The 15,959-nt window shown below is 69.5% G+C and carries 13 protein-coding genes and 1 rRNA gene; 8 read left to right on the top strand and 6 right to left on the bottom strand.

Features of this window, described 5'->3' with window-relative positions:
- Nucleotides 1–119: 119 nt before the first annotated feature.
- From JHY01_RS20270 to JHY01_RS20280, 3 genes are all read right to left on the bottom strand, one after another.
- Nucleotides 120–1,043, bottom strand: a complete 924-nt coding sequence (locus JHY01_RS20270; RefSeq protein ID WP_307814510.1) for a tRNA (adenine-N1)-methyltransferase — start codon at nucleotides 1,041–1,043, stop codon at nucleotides 120–122.
- Between the two features lie 235 nt (nucleotides 1,044–1,278).
- Nucleotides 1,279–2,385 carry a M50 family metallopeptidase gene (locus tag JHY01_RS20275; protein ID WP_205327501.1) on the bottom strand — a complete coding sequence of 369 codons (1,107 nt, stop codon included), beginning with the start codon at nucleotides 2,383–2,385 and terminating at the stop codon, nucleotides 1,279–1,281.
- A 79-nt stretch (nucleotides 2,386–2,464) separates the two neighbouring features.
- Nucleotides 2,465–3,211 (bottom strand): class I SAM-dependent methyltransferase, encoded by a 747-nt coding sequence (locus tag JHY01_RS20280; protein WP_205327502.1) that lies wholly within the window; start codon nucleotides 3,209–3,211, stop codon nucleotides 2,465–2,467.
- A gap of 79 nt (nucleotides 3,212–3,290) precedes the next feature.
- On the opposite strand from JHY01_RS20280, the gene JHY01_RS20285 reads away from it, so the two are divergent.
- From JHY01_RS20285 to JHY01_RS20315, 7 genes are all read left to right on the top strand, one after another.
- Nucleotides 3,291–4,181 (top strand): RecB family exonuclease, encoded by an 891-nt coding sequence (locus JHY01_RS20285; protein WP_205327503.1) that lies wholly within the window; start codon nucleotides 3,291–3,293, stop codon nucleotides 4,179–4,181.
- A gap of 65 nt (nucleotides 4,182–4,246) precedes the next feature.
- Entirely contained in the window at nucleotides 4,247–5,482 is a 1,236-nt protein-coding gene (locus tag JHY01_RS20290) for a sensor histidine kinase (protein WP_205327504.1), read from the top strand.
- A 62-nt stretch (nucleotides 5,483–5,544) separates the two neighbouring features.
- On the top strand, nucleotides 5,545–6,156 hold the full coding sequence (locus tag JHY01_RS20295; RefSeq protein WP_374199557.1) for a LuxR C-terminal-related transcriptional regulator: 612 nt from the start codon (nucleotides 5,545–5,547) through the stop codon (nucleotides 6,154–6,156).
- Nucleotides 6,157–6,513: 357 nt separating this feature from the next.
- Nucleotides 6,514–7,224 carry an ABC transporter ATP-binding protein gene (locus JHY01_RS20300; protein WP_240193054.1) on the top strand — a complete coding sequence of 237 codons (711 nt, stop codon included), beginning with the start codon at nucleotides 6,514–6,516 and terminating at the stop codon, nucleotides 7,222–7,224.
- 2 nt (nucleotides 7,225–7,226) lie between these two features.
- On the top strand, nucleotides 7,227–9,755 hold the full coding sequence (locus tag JHY01_RS20305) for an ABC transporter permease (RefSeq protein ID WP_205327506.1): 2,529 nt from the start codon (nucleotides 7,227–7,229) through the stop codon (nucleotides 9,753–9,755).
- Nucleotides 9,756–10,025: 270 nt separating this feature from the next.
- A complete protein-coding gene (locus JHY01_RS20310) occupies nucleotides 10,026–10,808 on the top strand; it encodes an ABC transporter ATP-binding protein (RefSeq protein ID WP_205327519.1) in 783 nt (260 codons plus the stop codon).
- Nucleotides 10,809–10,812: 4 nt separating this feature from the next.
- Nucleotides 10,813–13,359: an ABC transporter permease gene (locus tag JHY01_RS20315; protein ID WP_205327507.1), complete on the top strand. Its 2,547-nt coding sequence runs from the start codon at nucleotides 10,813–10,815 to the stop codon at nucleotides 13,357–13,359.
- 71 nt (nucleotides 13,360–13,430) lie between these two features.
- Here the strand turns inward: JHY01_RS20315 and JHY01_RS20320 are convergent, their stop codons facing one another.
- Nucleotides 13,431–14,879: a sugar porter family MFS transporter gene (locus tag JHY01_RS20320; RefSeq protein ID WP_205327508.1), complete on the bottom strand. Its 1,449-nt coding sequence runs from the start codon at nucleotides 14,877–14,879 to the stop codon at nucleotides 13,431–13,433.
- Nucleotides 14,880–14,996: 117 nt separating this feature from the next.
- The gene (locus JHY01_RS20325; RefSeq protein ID WP_275889845.1) at nucleotides 14,997–15,353 is read right to left on the bottom strand and encodes a carboxymuconolactone decarboxylase family protein; all 357 of its coding nucleotides are present in this window, start codon (nucleotides 15,351–15,353) and stop codon (nucleotides 14,997–14,999) included.
- A 274-nt stretch (nucleotides 15,354–15,627) separates the two neighbouring features.
- Here JHY01_RS20325 and JHY01_RS20330 point away from each other — a divergent pair, with 274 nt between their 5' ends.
- Nucleotides 15,628–15,777, top strand: coding sequence for a hypothetical protein (locus JHY01_RS20330; protein WP_205327510.1), 150 nt, complete (start codon nucleotides 15,628–15,630; stop codon nucleotides 15,775–15,777).
- A gap of 58 nt (nucleotides 15,778–15,835) precedes the next feature.
- Here the strand turns inward: JHY01_RS20330 and rrf are convergent.
- Nucleotides 15,836–15,952: ribosomal RNA gene (gene rrf / locus JHY01_RS20335) — 5S ribosomal RNA — on the bottom strand.
- Nucleotides 15,953–15,959 lie beyond the last annotated feature (7 nt).

A 15,959-nucleotide genomic window follows, 5' to 3' on the forward strand; every position in this document is an offset into this window, starting at 1 on the left:
CCCCGGCGCGGACGACTCGCGCCGCGTGATTCGGGGGGGTGACGCGATCGCGTCACCCGCCCGAATCTCTTTTCGGCACTTGAAAAGTCGTGAATCCGACTCAGACTGTGACCGGATCGTTACGAACCGGCGGCGTCGTCCTCAGTGGCTCGCAGCGCCTCGGCCGCGCGGGCGTCGGCCTCGGCGGCGATCCGCTCCTTGCGTTCGCGCAGCGCCTGCTGGCCCTTGGAGGGTTTGAGCTTCCGCATCGGCGCCACCGTGCCGGGAGCGAGCTTGCGGGCGGTGATGAGGAACGCGGTGTGGGCGATCATGCGGTGGTCCGGGCGGACCGCGAGGCCCTCGAGGTGCCAGCCGCGGATCATCGACTCCCAGGCCGAGGGCTCGGTGAAGGTCTTGCGCTCCCGCAGCGCCTCGACGAGCTCCGACATCTGCGTGGTGGTGGCGACATACCCGATGAAGACCCCGCCGGGCCGCAGGTTGCGCTCCACAGTGTCCAGCACCTCCCACGGGGAGAGCATGTCGAGCACGACCCGGTCGACCGGTTCGAGGTCGGCCTCGGCCACGTCGCCCACGGTCAGGGTCCAGTGCTCGGGGACCTCCCCGTAGTAGCCCCGGACGTTCTCCTCGGCGATCTTGGCGAAGTCCTCGCGCAGCTCCCAGGAGTAGACATGGCCGGTCGGGCCCGTGGCACGCAGCAGCCAGTTCGTCAGCGCGCCCGACCCGGCACCGGCCTCCACGACCCGCGAACCCGGGTAGATGTCGCCGAACGTGAGGATCTGCGCGATGTCCTTGGGGTAGATGACCTGGGCGCCGCGGCGCATCGACAGGCCGTAGTCGGGCAGGAGGGGGCGCAACGCCAGGTAGGCGGTGCCGCCCTCGGTGGTGACCGTGACGCCGTCGGGCTTGCCGATGAGGTCGTCGTGGAAGAGCCTGCCCCGGTGGGTGTGGAACGCGCCGCCCTCCGCGAGGGTGATCGTGGCCATGCGGCCTTTCGCGTCGGTCAGCTGGACGCGGTCGCCCGGCCCCAGCAGGTCAGATGCCACTTCGGTGTACTCCTTGCTCATCTACGGCTCGCGAGCTTCGCCGAGTCCGCTCATCTACGGCTCGCGAGCTTCGCCGAGTCCGCTCAGTTGCGGCTCGGAAGCTTCGCCGAGGCCACTCATTCACCGCTCGCGAGCGAGTCTCGCCGAGACCGCACACTTGCGGCTCGCGAGCTTCGCCGAAGTCGGTCACGTGCGGCCCGCGGGCGTCGCCGGGCCCCGGTAGGTCCGGAGCATCTTAACGGAGGGCCTTGACCACGTCGGCGGTGTAGAGCAGCCCTGTCAGGCGGCCCTCATCGACCACGAAGAACCGCTCCGCGCCGCTCTTGCCGATCACGTCCACCAGGGCCTGGCCTTTGAGGTCGGCCTTGAGGCCCGGGACCTGGGCGGCCGCGCGCAGCAGCCCGGCCAGCGGCATCGCGGCCACCTGGTCGGCCGGGACCGCCTCGGCGGCGGCGCGGTCGAGGACCCCGACCGGCTTGCCGTCGACGGCGATGATCTCGCGCCCGTTCGCGGCGCTCAGCGCCTCCCCCAACGTCGCCGAAGCGGGCACGAGGACGATCGGGCGGGCCAGCGCGGCGGCGTCCAGGGCTTTGACGCGCGGGCCCATCCGGGCGGCGCGGATCGCGCTGGTGGCGCCGCGCCACAGTTCGAAGGCCACGAACAGGAGCAGGATCAGGCCGAACGCGGAGAACCAGCTCGAGGCGTAAAGCCACAGGCCGCCAGCGATGGTGCCGACGGCGACGACGCGCCCGGCCCAGCCCGCGACGCGGAAGCCGGTCCAGCGGTCGCCGGTGGCGGCCCAGATGCCGGCTTGGAGGGCCTTGCCGCCGTCCAGCGGCAGGCCCGGGAGCAGGTTGTAGACGGCGACGAGGAGGTTGGCGACGCAGATCTGGAAGGCGAACTGCCAGATCAGGGAGCCGGGGGTGAAGAGGAAGAGCCCGGCGAGGCCGATGCCGCCGAGGACGGCGGAGACGGCGGGGCCGGCGAGCGCGATGGCGGCGGCCGTCCCGGGCCTGGGGGCTTCGCGGTCCATCTCGGTGAAGCCGCCGAGGGCGTCGAGGTTGATCCGGCGCACTCCGATGCCGGCGCGCAGGCTGACGAGGGCGTGGCCGAGTTCGTGGAGGAACACCGAGACGAGGAGGGTGACGGCGAAGAGCGCGGCGACGATGAGTGCGGCGCCGGTGCTCAGGCCGGGGACCGAGCGCTGCACGATCGGGGCGTAGACGATCACGACCACGGCGGCCAGGAGCAGCCAGGTGTAGCCGAGGGTGACGGGGATGCCCTTGAAGCGGACGAGCGTGAATCCGGATCGGCGGAAGGCCAGCGGGTTTGCAGTCGACATCGGCGGCAATGCTACGCGCCCGCCCGCGCCGGGGGTCTCGGGAACCGCTGGGCGGGCCCGCTTGTGAGGATGCCGATGGCTAGGCCGGGCGGACGCGGAAGGCGTAGGTCTTGTAGGGGAGCGCGAAGGTGTCCTTGCCTTCGAGGTCGGGGTGGTGGTCGAGGATGTCGAGCACGTCCCGGGTGATGCGTTCGCGGAGTGCGTCGTCGGCGGTGAGGTAGTAGGAGCGGGATTGGACCAGGCGCAGCACGCCGGGCCGGTCGAGGAGGCGCTGGTGGGAGAAGACCCGGTGTTCGGGCTCGGCGAAGCCGTCGCCGAAGTAGCCGGGTTCGAGCGCGGCGTAGGCGTCGCGTTCGCCTTGGGAGGAGTCGATGGCGGCCCACACCGCGGCGACCCAGGGGGTCTGGGTGTCGCGGATGTTCCAGATCGGGGCGAGGACGCCTCCGGTGCGGAGGACGCGGCGCAGTTCGGGGAGGGCCTTGGGACGGTCGAACCAGTGGAAGGCCTGTCCGGCGGTGATGACGTCGGCGGAGGCGTCCGGGAGCGGGAGGGCTTCGGCGGGGCCTTCGTGCCCGGCGATGAGGCCGGGGCTGGCGGCGGTGAGCTTGGCGAGCATCTGCTGGTCGGGTTCGACGGCGGTGACGTTGTGGCCCAGGGCGATGAGGCCGCGGGTGAGGAGGCCGGTCCCGGCGCCGACGTCGACGATGTCCTTGGGGGCGGCGCCGGCGAGCCAGGCGAGGGCCTCGGCCGGGTAGGTGGGGCGGATCGAGTCGTAGAGGTCGGCGGCGGGGCCGAAGGAGCGTGCGGCGTTCGCGTCGAAGGTCATGCCCTAAACCGTACACGCGTTATGTTAGATGTGGGGTGCGGTCGACCGGAGTGTCGGCGGTCCGTCCTATGCTCGGAGGATGCCGCACGCCGCCCGTCCGACCCAGCTCTCTCCTTCGCGCGCCGGGGATTTCAAGCAATGTCCGCTGCTGTACCGGTTCCGGGCGGTCGACCGCCTGCCGGAGCCGCCGTCGAAGGCGCAGGTGCAGGGCACCCTCGTGCACTCGGTCCTCGAGCGGCTCTACGAGCTGGACGCGGGCCGGCGCACGCCGCGGCAGGCGCTCGCCATGATCGAGCCCGAGTGGGCGAAGCTCCAGGCCTCGGGCGAGTACGCGGAGCTGTTCGACGGGCTCGACGACGAGTCGGCGTGGCTGCGGAACGTGCGGCGCCTGGTCGAGACGTACTTCGCGATGGAGGACCCGCAGCGGCTCCAGCCGCATCGCACCGAGTGTCTGGTGACGACGACCTTGGACGACGGCACGTCACTCAAGGGGTTCATCGACCGGGCCGACGTCAATCCTGACGGGCTCGTGCGGCTCGTGGACTACAAGACCGGCAAGCGTCCGCCGGACCGATTCGCGGACAAGGCGCTGTTCCAGATGAAGTTCTACGCGCTGGTGTGGTGGCGCACCCGGGGCGCGGTGCCGACGCTGCTGCGGCTCATGTACCTCGGGGACGGGCAGACGCTCGACTACGCCCCGAACCAGCGCGAGCTGGAGGGGTTCGAGAAGACGCTCAAGGCACTGTGGTCGGTGATGCGCGAGGCGATCGCCACCGGCGAGTTCCAGCCGCAGAAGTCGAAGCTGTGCGGCTGGTGCGCGCATCAGGCCCTGTGCCCCGAGTTCGGCGGCGAGCCGCCCGCGTACCCGCTGCCGACGGTCCTGCCGGGTCTGGCGATGCCGGTGGACGATCCGCAGCCGGTTGCCGGGCCGAGCGACGCCGATCCGTTGCACGGCACGCCTCCTACCTGAGACGTACTCGCGGATCATTCTCGCGTTCGATGAAACGGGCGGGAACGGCGGATACGGTGTAGAGCGTGCACGCCGCCTCCACTTTCACACGCCTGCAGCGCCGGCTCCAGGAGCAACCGCTCCTGGCCGACACGCTGCTGGCGATCGCCTCGGCCGCCGGTTACCTCGGCCTCTTCGCGGTCTCGGCGGCCGTGGCGCCCGAAGTGACGCTCACCTGGGGCCAGGCCGGTCTGATGGCGATCCCGTTCGCGGCGATCGGCCTGCGGCGCAAGTGGCTGTGGGGCGGCATCGTCTTCTCGCTGCTGGTACTGGGCGCCGCGTTCTTCATCGGCCCGCTGGAGAGCATGGCGCTGGACTCGGGCATCGGCATGTTCGTCCTCACCTACACCGCCGCGGTCTACCGTCCGCTGCCCCGGGCGCTGGTGGCCGCCGCCGCGATCTGGGTGCCGGTGGCGCTGTTCATCCAATCGGCCGCGTTCCGGGGCGGCGACCATGTGACGAGCCTGCTGCTCACGTTGCTCAACTGCGCCTTGGCCGCCACGGTGTTCTGGATCGGCTGGGTCGTCCGCAACCGGCGCGAGCACGTCGTGGAGCTCTCCGACCGGGCCCGGCTGGCCGAGGAACGCCAGGAGGCGCTCGCGGCCCAGGCGGTAGCGGACGAGCAGCGGCGCATCGCCCGCGAGCTGCACGACGTGGTGGCGCACCACATCTCGGTCATCGGGGTCATGTCCGAAGGGGCCAAACGGGTCCTGCGGTCGAATCCTGAGGCGGCCGAGGAGGCGCTCACCACGGTGAACCAGACCGCGCGCACCGCGCTGCGGGAGATGCGGGACATCCTCACCGTGCTGCGGCAGGGCCGCGACGAAGGCGGCGGCGCCGACCTCGAGCCGCAGCCTACAGTGGACTCGCTGCGGGCGCTGGTGGCCCAGACCAAGGACGCCGGCCTGCCGGTGCGCTACACCGTCCGCGGCGAGGAGTACCCGCTGCCGACGGGCGTGAGCCTGGCGGTCTACCGCATCGCCCAGGAGGCCCTCACGAACACCATCAAGCACGCCGGCCCGCAGGCCAGGGCCGGGCTCGTGGTCGACTACGGCGAGAACGAGTTCCGGATCTCCGTGGGCGACTCGGGGCACGGCGCGCCCGTCGTCTCGGGGTTCTCCGGCGGCCACGGCCTCATCGGCATGCGCGAGCGCGCCACGCTCTACGGCGGCACCCTCGAAGCCGGGCCCCGGCCCGGCGGCGGCTACCTCGTCGAGGCCCGCTTCCCCAAGAACGCCCACCTCCAGGGAGTCACACGTTGAACGACCGGCCGATCCGCCTCCTGCTGGCCGACGACCAGCAACTCCTGCGCGCGGGCTTCAAGATGGTCCTCGGCGCCGAGACCGACATCGACATCGTCGGCGAGGCCGGCGACGGCGTCGAGGCCTTCGAGCTCACCCGGAGGCTGGTCCCCGACGTCGTCCTCATGGACATCCGCATGCCCCGCCGCGACGGCGTGGCGGCCACCGCCGACATCGTCCAGGCGAACCTGCCCACCCGCGTCCTGGTGCTGACCACCTTCGACCTCGACGAGTACGTCGTCGGCGCGCTGCGGGCCGGCGCCGCCGGGTTCCTCACCAAGGACGCGCCCGCCGCCGAGCTGGTCGAGGCCATCCGCACCGTCCACAGGGGCGGGGCGGTCGTCGCGCCGCACATCCTCTCGACACTCCTGGGGCGCTTCGCCGAGCAGCGCGGCAGCGACCGCGACGCCAAGCCGGCGATCGTCGACTGCCTGACCGCCCGCGAACGGGAAGTCCTGCTGCTCTTGGCGAAAGGCCTTACGAACGCCGAGATCGCCGAATCGCTCACGGTCGGTGAGACCACCGTCAAGACGCACGTCGGCCACCTCCTCACCAAGCTCGGCGTCCGCGACCGCGTCCAGGCCGTCGTCCTCGCCTACGAGAGCGGCCTGGTCAAGCCCGGCAGCACCGACTGAACCCCCGACGAAGGTCATACCCGGGTACCGCCCGCCTCCGCCTCACGACGTAGACGAAGACCGTCCGCGAAGCGGATGCGCGCAGGCCCGGAGTCCAATATCGTCGGAACACGACCGCGAGCACCACGACGCCAAATGACATCAGCTATGATGTCACAATCAGGCGAGTCGACGTCACACGTTCACCGCTCGACTGACACCACGACTTCGCGAGCGCCGCCTCGCGGACCAGAAAATCAAACACACCGAATCCCTCGGCACATCGACACCTTCATCGAAAGCGAGAGCGTCGTGTCCACCACGTCCCCCGTCAGGACCACCGCCGTATCGGCCGAAGGCCTCTGGAAGGCCTACGGCATGGGCGAAGCCCAGGTCGTCGCTCTCCGCGACGTCTCGGTCCAGTTCGAATCCGGCGCGTTCACCGCCATCATGGGCCCGTCCGGGTCCGGCAAGTCCACCCTCATGCACTGCCTCGCCGGACTCGACACCACCGACCGCGGCACCGTCCACATCGGCGACACCGCCGTCACGGGCCTGAACGACAAAGCCCTCACCAAGCTCCGCCGCGACAAGATCGGCTTCATCTTCCAGCAGTTCAACCTGCTGCCGACGCTCACCGCCGAGGAGAACATCACCCTTCCCGCGGCGATCGCCGGAGCGAAGGCCGACCCGGCCTGGCTCGACCAGATCATCAAGACCCTCAACCTTGCCGACCGCCTCTCCCACAAGCCGACCGAGCTCTCGGGCGGCCAGCAGCAGCGCGTCGCCTGCGCCCGCGCCCTCGCCACCCGCCCCGAGGTCGTCTTCGCCGACGAGCCCACCGGCAACCTCGACACCCGCTCGGGCACCGAAGTGCTCCGCTTCCTGCGCACCAGCGTGGACGACTTCGGGCAGACCATCGTCATGGTCACCCACGATCCGTCCGCCGCCGCCTACGCCGACCGCGTGGTCTTCCTCGCCGACGGCCAGATCGTCGAGGACATGTCCGAACCGACCGCAGACAGGGTCATCGACAAGATGAAGCACTTCGAAGAGCTCGTCGCCGCTGCCCAAGGGGAGCACGCCTAACCATGCTGCGCGCCACCCTCAAGGGCATGGCGAGCCGAAAAGCCCGCCTCGTCCTCACCAGCCTCGCCGTCGTCCTCGGCACGATGTTCGTCGCCGCCGCGATGATCCTCACCGCCACCATGGAGAAGTCCGTGACCGGGGTCATCGCCGACGCCTTCACCGACGTCGACGCAGTGGTCTCCTCCGCGGACGACCCCGCCGCCGCCCAAGGCAACACGCCCAGCGCCACTCTCATCCCCGCCGACGTCCTCGAGACCGTCGCGGGGGTCGACGGCGTCGAAGCCGCCGACGGCGACGTCACCGGCCAGGTCAACGCCATCGGCGACGACGGCAAGCTCGTCGGCGCCTTCGCGCCGACCATCGGCTTCAACTGGACCGACGCCGACACCGGATTCAATGAGATCCGCGAAGGCCGCGGCCCGGAGGCCGACAACGAGGTCATCGTCTCCGCCCGGTTCGTGTCGGACGCCGGACTCGGCCTCGGCGACACCGTCACCGCCTACTCCTACACGGCCGACCGCGCCGAATACGAGATCGTCGGGGTCTTCGGCCTCAGCGGCGACCGCGACTCGCTCGCCGGCGAGACGCAGATGGGCTTCACCACCACCGCAGCGCAGCGCCTGCTCACCCAGGGCGAAGACGCCTACATGGCGATCTACGTGGACGGCGACGTCTCCACCGACGCGATCGCCGAGGCGGTCGGACCCGACTACCGCGTCCGGACCGGTGAAGAGGCCAGCGAGGAAGCGGCCCAAGGGTTCGCCGTCGTCGCCGACATCATGGGCTACATCTTTCTCGGCTTCGGCCTCGTGGCCGTGTTCGTCTCGGTGTTCCTCATCATCAACACGTTCACCATCATCGTGGCGCAGCGCCAGCGCGAACTCGCGCTGCTGCGGGCGATCGGCGCCGCCCGCGGCCAGGTCGTCGGATCGGTGCTCGCCGAAGCCGTCGTCATCGGCGTCATCGCCTCGATCGTGGGTCTCGGCCTGGGCGTCCTGCTCGGCTGGGGTCTGTCCCAACTGGTCAGTTCCACGGTGATGGGCGGCCTGCCGGTCCAGCTCCAGGTCCCGGCCACGGCTCTGGGGGCGCTCGCGGTCGGCATCGGCGTCACCGTGCTCTCCGCGATCATCCCCGCGGTCAAGGCCTCCGGCGTGCCGCCGGTGGCCGCCATGCGCGATGCGGTCAACCCGCCGAAACCGCTGCGCGGCATCACGATCGCCGGGATCGCGGTCACCGCGGTGGGCGGCGTCCTGGTGGCGCTCGGTCTCACCGACAATCTCGGCGACCTCGGCCTGGGCGGGTTCCTCACCGGTGTCGGCATCGCGTTCGTCGGCATCACCCTGCTCACCCCGATCCTGTCGCGGCCGCTCGTGGCGCTCCTCGGCTCGGTCATGTCGTGGACGTTCGAGGGCCGCCTCGGCAAGCTCAACGCCGGCCGCAACCCGCGGCGCACCGCGATCACCGCCTCCGCGCTCATGATCGCCGTCGCGCTCGTCACCGGCATCGCCACGCTCGTCTCCAGTTTCAAGGCCACCACCGAGGAGCTGACCGACCAGAACCTTGAGTCCGACCTCATCGTCATGGGGCAGCAGGGGGCCAACATCCCCACGTTCTCCCGTGAGACCTTGGCTGAGATCAAGGCGCTGCCCGATGCGGCGGCCGTCGGGGACCTCTACGGCGAGCTCTTCGGCGCCGAGGTCGACGATGAGCCGACCACGCTGTACGCGAGCGAAGACCTCGCCACCAGCCTCGCGGTCTTCAGCGGCACCGTGGCCGAAGGCTCGGTCGACGACCTTCCCGACGACGGACTCGCCGTCAACGAGTCCGCCGCCGAGGACCGGGGCCTCGCGCTCGGCGACACCGTCCAGGTGGCATTCGCCGACAACACCACCGCGCAGCTGGAGATCGCCGCGATCCTCGACGACTCCCAGCTCACCGATGGCTGGTGGGTCGCGCCGGCGCAGATCGAGCACTTCACCGTGCCGAAGCCGATGCAGGCCTACATCCAGGTCGCCGAGGGCGCCGACATCGCGGCGGTCGAGGACGAAGTGGACTCGATCCTCGCCGACGAGCCCGAAGTGAACGTCACCAACAACGCCGAGTTCGTCGAACAGCAGACCGGCCAGCTCGACGTCCTCCTCGCGTCGGTGCAGATCCTGTTGGCGCTGGCGATCATCATCGCGATCATCGGCGTCGTCAACACCCTGGTCCTGTCGGTCCTCGAACGCACCAGGGAACTGGGGCTCCTCCGCGCGGTCGGCATGACCCGTGGGCAGGCCCGGCGCATGATCACCGTAGAGAGCGTCATCATCTGCCTCTTCGGCGCGGTCCTGGGCATCGCGGTCGGCATCGGTCTCGGCTGGACCGTGCAGCGGGCGCTCGAGGAGGAGGGCCTGACGAGCTTCGCGCTCCCGTGGGCGCTCATCGTCTCGTACCTGGTCGCGGCTGTCGCCGTGGGCCTGCTCGCCGCGATCGCGCCGGCGGCGCGCGCGGCGAAGCTCAACGTGCTGAGCGCCATCGCCTACGAATAGCTCTCCACCGGAAACCAGGTGAGGGGCGGCGTTGTCAGACGCCGCCCCTCCCGTCTGCCCGGGAGCCTCCGGAAGGCCGAGCTGCCGCCCCTCGGGGCCTCCGTCTTTCGGCCGATCGGGCGCCGGGAGCTCCGCCCCGGGGAGGACGGAACTCCGGCCCGCGGACCGAAGCGCCCGGAAGCGCCGCTCAATAGCCTTGGGGGAACAGGAAAGACTCCCGATCAGAAAGGCGCTCCCGTGCCACTCAGCACTCCCCCCGCCCCGCAGAGCGTGCAGCAGAGCCGCGGTCTCCAGCAGCGCAGCCGAGCCGCCGTCACCGCCACCGGTCTCTGGCGCGCCTACGGCTCGGGCGAGGCCCAGGTCGTGGCCCTGCGAGACGTGTCCGTGGCGTTCGCCTCCGGCCAGTTCACCGCCATCATGGGCCCCTCGGGCTCCGGCAAGTCCACCCTCATGCACTGCCTCGCCGGGCTCGACACCACCGACCGCGGCAGCGTCGACATCGGCGGCACGGTCATCACCGGTCTCGGCGACAAGGCCCTCACGAAGCTGCGCCGTGACAAGATCGGCTTCATCTTCCAGCAGTTCAACCTGCTGCCGACCCTGACGGCGGAGGAGAACATCCTGCTGCCGGCCTCCATAGCCGGCGCGAAGGCCGACCCGGCGTGGATCAGCCAGATCATCCGCACGCTCGACCTCCAGGAACGCTTGTCGCACAAGCCGACCGAGCTCTCGGGCGGCCAGCAGCAGCGCGTCGCCTGCGCCCGCGCCCTGGCCACCCGCCCCGAAGTGGTCTTCGCCGACGAGCCCACCGGCAACCTCGACACCCGCTCCAGCGGCGAGGTGCTGCGATTCCTGCGCAAGTCCGTCGACGACTTCGGGCAGACCATCGTCATGGTCACCCACGACCCCTCCGCCGCCGCCTACGCCGACCGCGTCGTGTTCCTCGCCGACGGCCAGATCGTCCGCGACCTCGACCGGCCCACGGCCGACTCGGTCATCGACACGATGCGCGGCTTCGAGAACCGCGTCCCTCTCGCCGGAGAGGCCGCCTGAACCCATGTTCCGCGCCGCATTGAAGGGCATGGCGGCCCGCAAGGCCCGCCTCGCGCTCACCAGCCTCGCGGTGGTCCTCGGCTCGGCGTTCATCGCCGCCGCCCTGGTCCTGACCGCCTCCATTCAAGCTACTGTGGACGAACTGAACGCCGAGTCGTTCGCGGGATCCGATGTCCTCGTGCAACCGGTCGCACCCGAGTCGAGGGGTGACAGCCTCGTCCAGCAGGGCGTCTCCGCCGAGACCCTCGCCGCCGTCGAAGGCACCGCCGGCGTCGAACGGGTCGGCATCACGGTCGCGGGGGCGATCAACGCCATCGGCGACAACGGCAAGGTGGTCGGCGGGCTCTCCCCCACCATGGCCGCCAACTGGGCCGACGAAGCACACGACCGCGAACTGCGGGAGGGCCGCGGACCCGAGGGCGACGGTGAAGTCGCCGTCTCCGCCAAATTCGCCGACGACGCCGGCCTCGGCCTGGGCGAGTCGGTCACGGCGTACTCGCAGACCACCGGCCAGACCGCGTACGAGATCGTCGGCGTCTACGGCTACCCCGGCGGCCGCGACTCCCTCGGCGGCGCCACCGAGATCGCCTTCACCACCGCCGAGGCCCAGCGTCTCGTCTTCGACGGCGACGACGCCTACTCGGCCCTCGCCGTCCACGCCGCGGACGGCACCGACGCCGACGACCTCGCCGCCGCGCTCGAACCCGTCGTCGGCAGCGAATCACAGGTCAGGACATGGGAGGACTACAACGCCGAAGCGACCGCCCAGTCCGCTGAACTGACCGGGCTCGTCGGTAACTTCCTGCTCGGGTTCGGCCTCATCGCCGTCTTCGTCTCGGTGTTCCTCATCGCCAACACCTTCTCGATCGTCATCGCCGGTCGCCTCAAGGAGATCGCGACGATGCGCGCCATCGGCGCCGGACGAAGCCAGGTCGTCCGCTCGATCCTCGCCGAGGCCCTCATCCTCGGCGCGATCGCCGCCGTCGTCGGCACCGCCGTCGGGATCGCGGGCGGCGCCGGCCTGACCGCCGCGATCGCGAATTCGTTCCTCGACGCGGGCCAGGTCAGCCTGGCCGTGCCGGTCTCGGCGGTCATCGCCGCGCTGGCGGTCGGCATCGGTGTGACCGTACTGGCGGCCCTCGTCCCCGCCGTCCGGGCCTCCAAGGTCCCGCCGGTCGAGGCGATGCGCGCCGCGGTCAAGGCCGACCGGCCGATCACGGTCATCACCGTCGTCGGCACGATCGTCACCCTCGCGGGCGGCGCGGCCATGGCCTTGGGCCTGACCCACAACCTCGGCGGCGACAAGGCCGCCCTCGCGGGCACCGCGGTCGGCGCGGGCCTGGTCTTCGTCGGCGTCACCATGCTCACCGCGTGGCTGTCCAAGCCGCTCGTCGGCGCGCTCGGCCGGCTGTGGTCCTGGAACTTCGCCGGAAAGCTCGGCCGCCGCAACGCCGCACGCAACCCGCGCCGGACCGCGGTCACCGCCTCCGCGCTCATGATCGGCGTGACGCTCGTGACCGCCACCGCGACCCTGCTCACCAGCGTCAAGGCCAGCATCGAGGACTACTTCGGCGAAGCGGTCAAGGCCGAGCTGTTCGTCACCGGGCCGGCCGTCTCCGAGCTCCCCGCCTCCTTCGACCCCGCGGTCATGGACGACATCCGCGCCATCGACGACGTCGACGCGGCGGTCGAGATCTACTACGACATCGCCGACATCGACGGCACCGAGCAGTATGTCAACACCACCACCGACTTCGGCGGGATCATCGACCTCTTCAGCGGCGAGTTCGCCGAAGGCGGGACCGGGGAACTCGCCGACGACGAGATCGCCGTCAACCAGTCGGCGGCCGACCAGCTCGGCGTCGGTATCGGCGACGCCGTGGCCGCCGAGTTCACCCGAGGTACCGAGGCGCACGAGTTCACCGTCGCCGCGATCCTCGTCGACAACGAGAACACCGACGGCTGGTACGTCGCCCCGGTCTACGCCGACGAGTTCTACACGGTCAAACCGATGATGGCCCTGGTCGACGTGTCCGACGGCGCCGACATCGACGCCGTCACCGCGGCCGTCGACGACGCGCTCGCCGGAGAACCCGAGGTCAGCGCCCAGAACCACGAAGCGTTCGTCGCAGAGGTCACGGTGTTCTTCGACTTCGCGATCATCGCGATCCAGCTCCTCCTCGGCCTGGCGATGATCGTCGCCGTCATCGGCGTCGTCAACACGCTGATCCTGTCGGTCCTCGAGCGCACCCGCGAACTGGGAATGCTCAGGGCGATCGGCATGACCCGCGGCCAAACCGTCCGCATGGTCATCGTCGAGAGCGTCACCATCGCCCTCTTCGGAGCGGTCCTGGGCATCGCCGTGGGCCTCGGCCTCGGCTGGGCGCTCCAGAACGCGCTGGCCGACAGCGGCGTCGACGTCTTCGCCGTGCCGACCGCCCTCATCGCCGGGTACCTGGCGGCGGCCGTCCTCGTCGGGCTCCTCGCGGCCATCGCCCCCGCGACGCGGGCCGCCAAGACCAACATCCTCGGCGCCATCGCCTACGAATAGCCTTCCACCACCAGGAAACCGTTGAGGCCGTCCCGATCGGGGCGGCCTCAACGCAATGCCGGGCAGACGCGCTAGTCGACGGTCCGGTAGGCGCTCTTCTCGAGCCGCTCCATGTCCTCCAGTTCGACGCCCTTCGTCTCCTTGATCATCTTGCCGACGAAGAAGAACGAGATCAGCGCGAACGCCGCGTAGAGGCCGTACGCCAGGAACAGGCCGGTCGCCGCGAGCTCGGGGAACGAGACGGTGATGAGCCAGTTGCTGATCCACTGCGCCGACGCGGCCACACCGAGCGCCGAGGCGCGGATGCGGTTGGAGAACATCTCCCCCAGCAGCACCCACACGACCGGGCCCCACGTGAATGCGAACCCGAAGACGAACACGTTCGCCGCGAGCAGCGCGATGATGCCCTGCGCATCGCCGAGGATCGGGTTGTTGCCCGCATCGACGTCGGCCGTCGCGAAGATGACCGCCATCGTGCCGAGCGCGAAGAACATGATGAGCGAGCCCCACATCAGGAGCTTCTTGCGGCCCACCCGGTCCACCAGGTAGATCGCGAGGATCGTGCCGGCGATGTTCACGGCCGAGTTGATGACGCTCGTCAGGAACGCGTCGTTCTCGCTGAAGCCGACCGACTGCCAGAGCGAAGTCGAGTAGTAGAAGATGACGTTGATGCCGACGAACTGCTGGAACATCGACAGGAAGATGCCCACCCACACGATCGGCAGCAGCCCGAAGCGCGGGCCGCGCACATCGGTGATACGCGGCGGGTGATCGCTGTGCAGCGACTCCTGGATCTCCACGATCTTGGTGTCGACGTCGCCGCCGACGTACTTCTCCAGGATGCGCTTCGCCTTGGCCAACTGCTGCTTCGCGACCAGGTACCGAGGCGATTCGGGAATCTGCAGCGAGCACATGAAGTACACGAACGCCGGAATCGCGGCGGCCGCGAACATCCACCGCCACGCCGTACCGCCCCACGGCACCTCACCGCTCGCACCGCCCGCCGAAGCCTGGATCGCGTAGTTCACCAGCAGCGCCGAGAAGATGCCGAGCACGATTGCGAACTGCTGCAGCGAACCGAGTCGTCCGCGCATGTGCGCCGGTGCGATCTCGGCGATGTACGCGGGGGCGATGACACTCGCCGCGCCGATCGCCAGACCGCCGCACACGCGCCAGAACGTCAGATCCACCGGACCCGTCGCCAGAGCGCTGCCCAGTGAGGTGATGAAGAAGACCATCGCGGCGATCATCATGACCCGGGGACGTCCGATCTTGTTCGCCAGGGACCCCGCGAACCATGCGCCGACCGCGCAACCCAGCAGCGCTGAAGAGACGACCACGCCGGTCTCGACCGAATCGATCCCCCATTGCACTTCCAATGCGCCGGTGGTCCCGTTGATCACGGCAGTGTCGTAGCCGAACAGGAACCCTCCGAGGGCGGCCGCGATCGAGACGAACACCGCCGAACCGGTCCCCACGTGGGTGTGGCGCTGTATCAGACCGTCGTTGTCCGTCGCCATTTCTCACTCCCGCTGCCAACTCGAAACCGGTACCAGACGTTCCGAAATCCTAAGCCGCGTTCGCCCGGTAGAACCCCAATTGCCGTGATTCGCCGACTACCCCTGAAGGCAGGGAGATCAACCGGAAAGCCCTTCGTCGATCCGCACATCGAGCGCTCGCAGCATCCTCGCCAGGGCGATATAGGTGGCCCCGGTGACCGTGAGCTCGGTCTGCTCGGCCGGACTGAAACAGGCGTCGAGCGCGGCATCGTCTCGAGGCGCCCCGGAGCCGAGATGCTCGGCGTACCCGAGCACCGCCCGCTGCGGCGCGCTGTAGCAGTCGGCCTCACCCCAGTGATCGAGCGCCGCCAGTTGCTCGGAGTCCAGACCGGACTCGGCTGCCATCGGAAGGTGATGGGCCAGTTCGTATGGCGAATTCTCGATCTGCGCGATCCGGCAGATCATCAACTCCCGCAGACCCCGCGGCGGTCGCATCGAACCGCAACGCGTGGATGAGGTCGAGCACCGGCACCAGAAGCGCCGGCGCGTGCGCGAGTGCCCGATGCAGGTTGATCGGATCCCGCCCGACGGCCGCCAACCTCCGCGAGGCCGATGGCGGCAGCCCTGTGTCAGGAAGACGCGAAACCGAAGCTCTGCTCATGACTGTGACCTATCTAACTTGTGACGCGTGCTACGTACCATCCAGCGATGTGGGACAATACCTGAAGGGCATATTCCCACCCGACGAGCCTGCAACGGAGGAGGCCACGTGAGCACATTTTTCAGCGTCGTAGGAGCGATCGGTATCGCGATCGTCCTGGTGACCGTCTCGCTACTGACATTCCTGGTGACGGGGGCGATCTTCGGAATCGGGGTCGGAGTAGCGAAAGTGAGAGACGCGCTCTCGACTTCTTCCTGAATCAGGGCATGCAAAAGTGCCCCACCGCGATGCGGTGGGGCACTTTCTCTACGTAAATGTTTGGCGGTGTCCTGCTCTCCCACACCCTCTCGAGTGCAGTACCATCGGCGCTGGAAGCCGTAACGACCGGGTTCGGAATGGGACCGGGTGTGTCACTTCCGCTCTCACCACCAAACAAACCC

This window comes from Glycomyces sp. YM15, from assembly GCF_016918015.1.
GTDB lineage: Bacteria > Actinomycetota > Actinomycetes > Mycobacteriales > Micromonosporaceae > Glycomyces.

Excerpts from the sequence above, each read along its gene's own strand:
- JHY01_RS20325 (WP_275889845.1), bottom strand. The coding sequence starts at position 15,353 with ATGCGACCGCCGCGGGGTCTGCGGGAGTTGATGATCTGCCGGATCGCG.
- JHY01_RS20295 (WP_374199557.1), top strand. The coding sequence starts at position 5,545 with ATGGTCCTCGGCGCCGAGACCGACATCGACATCGTCGGCGAGGCCGGC.
- JHY01_RS20315 (WP_205327507.1), top strand. The coding sequence starts at position 10,813 with ATGTTCCGCGCCGCATTGAAGGGCATGGCGGCCCGCAAGGCCCGCCTC.
- JHY01_RS20320 (WP_205327508.1), bottom strand. The coding sequence starts at position 14,879 with ATGGCGACGGACAACGACGGTCTGATACAGCGCCACACCCACGTGGGG.
- JHY01_RS20300 (WP_240193054.1), top strand. The coding sequence starts at position 6,514 with ATGGGCGAAGCCCAGGTCGTCGCTCTCCGCGACGTCTCGGTCCAGTTC.
- JHY01_RS20285 (WP_205327503.1), top strand. The coding sequence starts at position 3,291 with ATGCCGCACGCCGCCCGTCCGACCCAGCTCTCTCCTTCGCGCGCCGGG.
- JHY01_RS20280 (WP_205327502.1), bottom strand. The coding sequence starts at position 3,211 with ATGACCTTCGACGCGAACGCCGCACGCTCCTTCGGCCCCGCCGCCGAC.
- JHY01_RS20305 (WP_205327506.1), top strand. The coding sequence starts at position 7,227 with ATGCTGCGCGCCACCCTCAAGGGCATGGCGAGCCGAAAAGCCCGCCTC.
- JHY01_RS20275 (WP_205327501.1), bottom strand. The coding sequence starts at position 2,385 with ATGTCGACTGCAAACCCGCTGGCCTTCCGCCGATCCGGATTCACGCTC.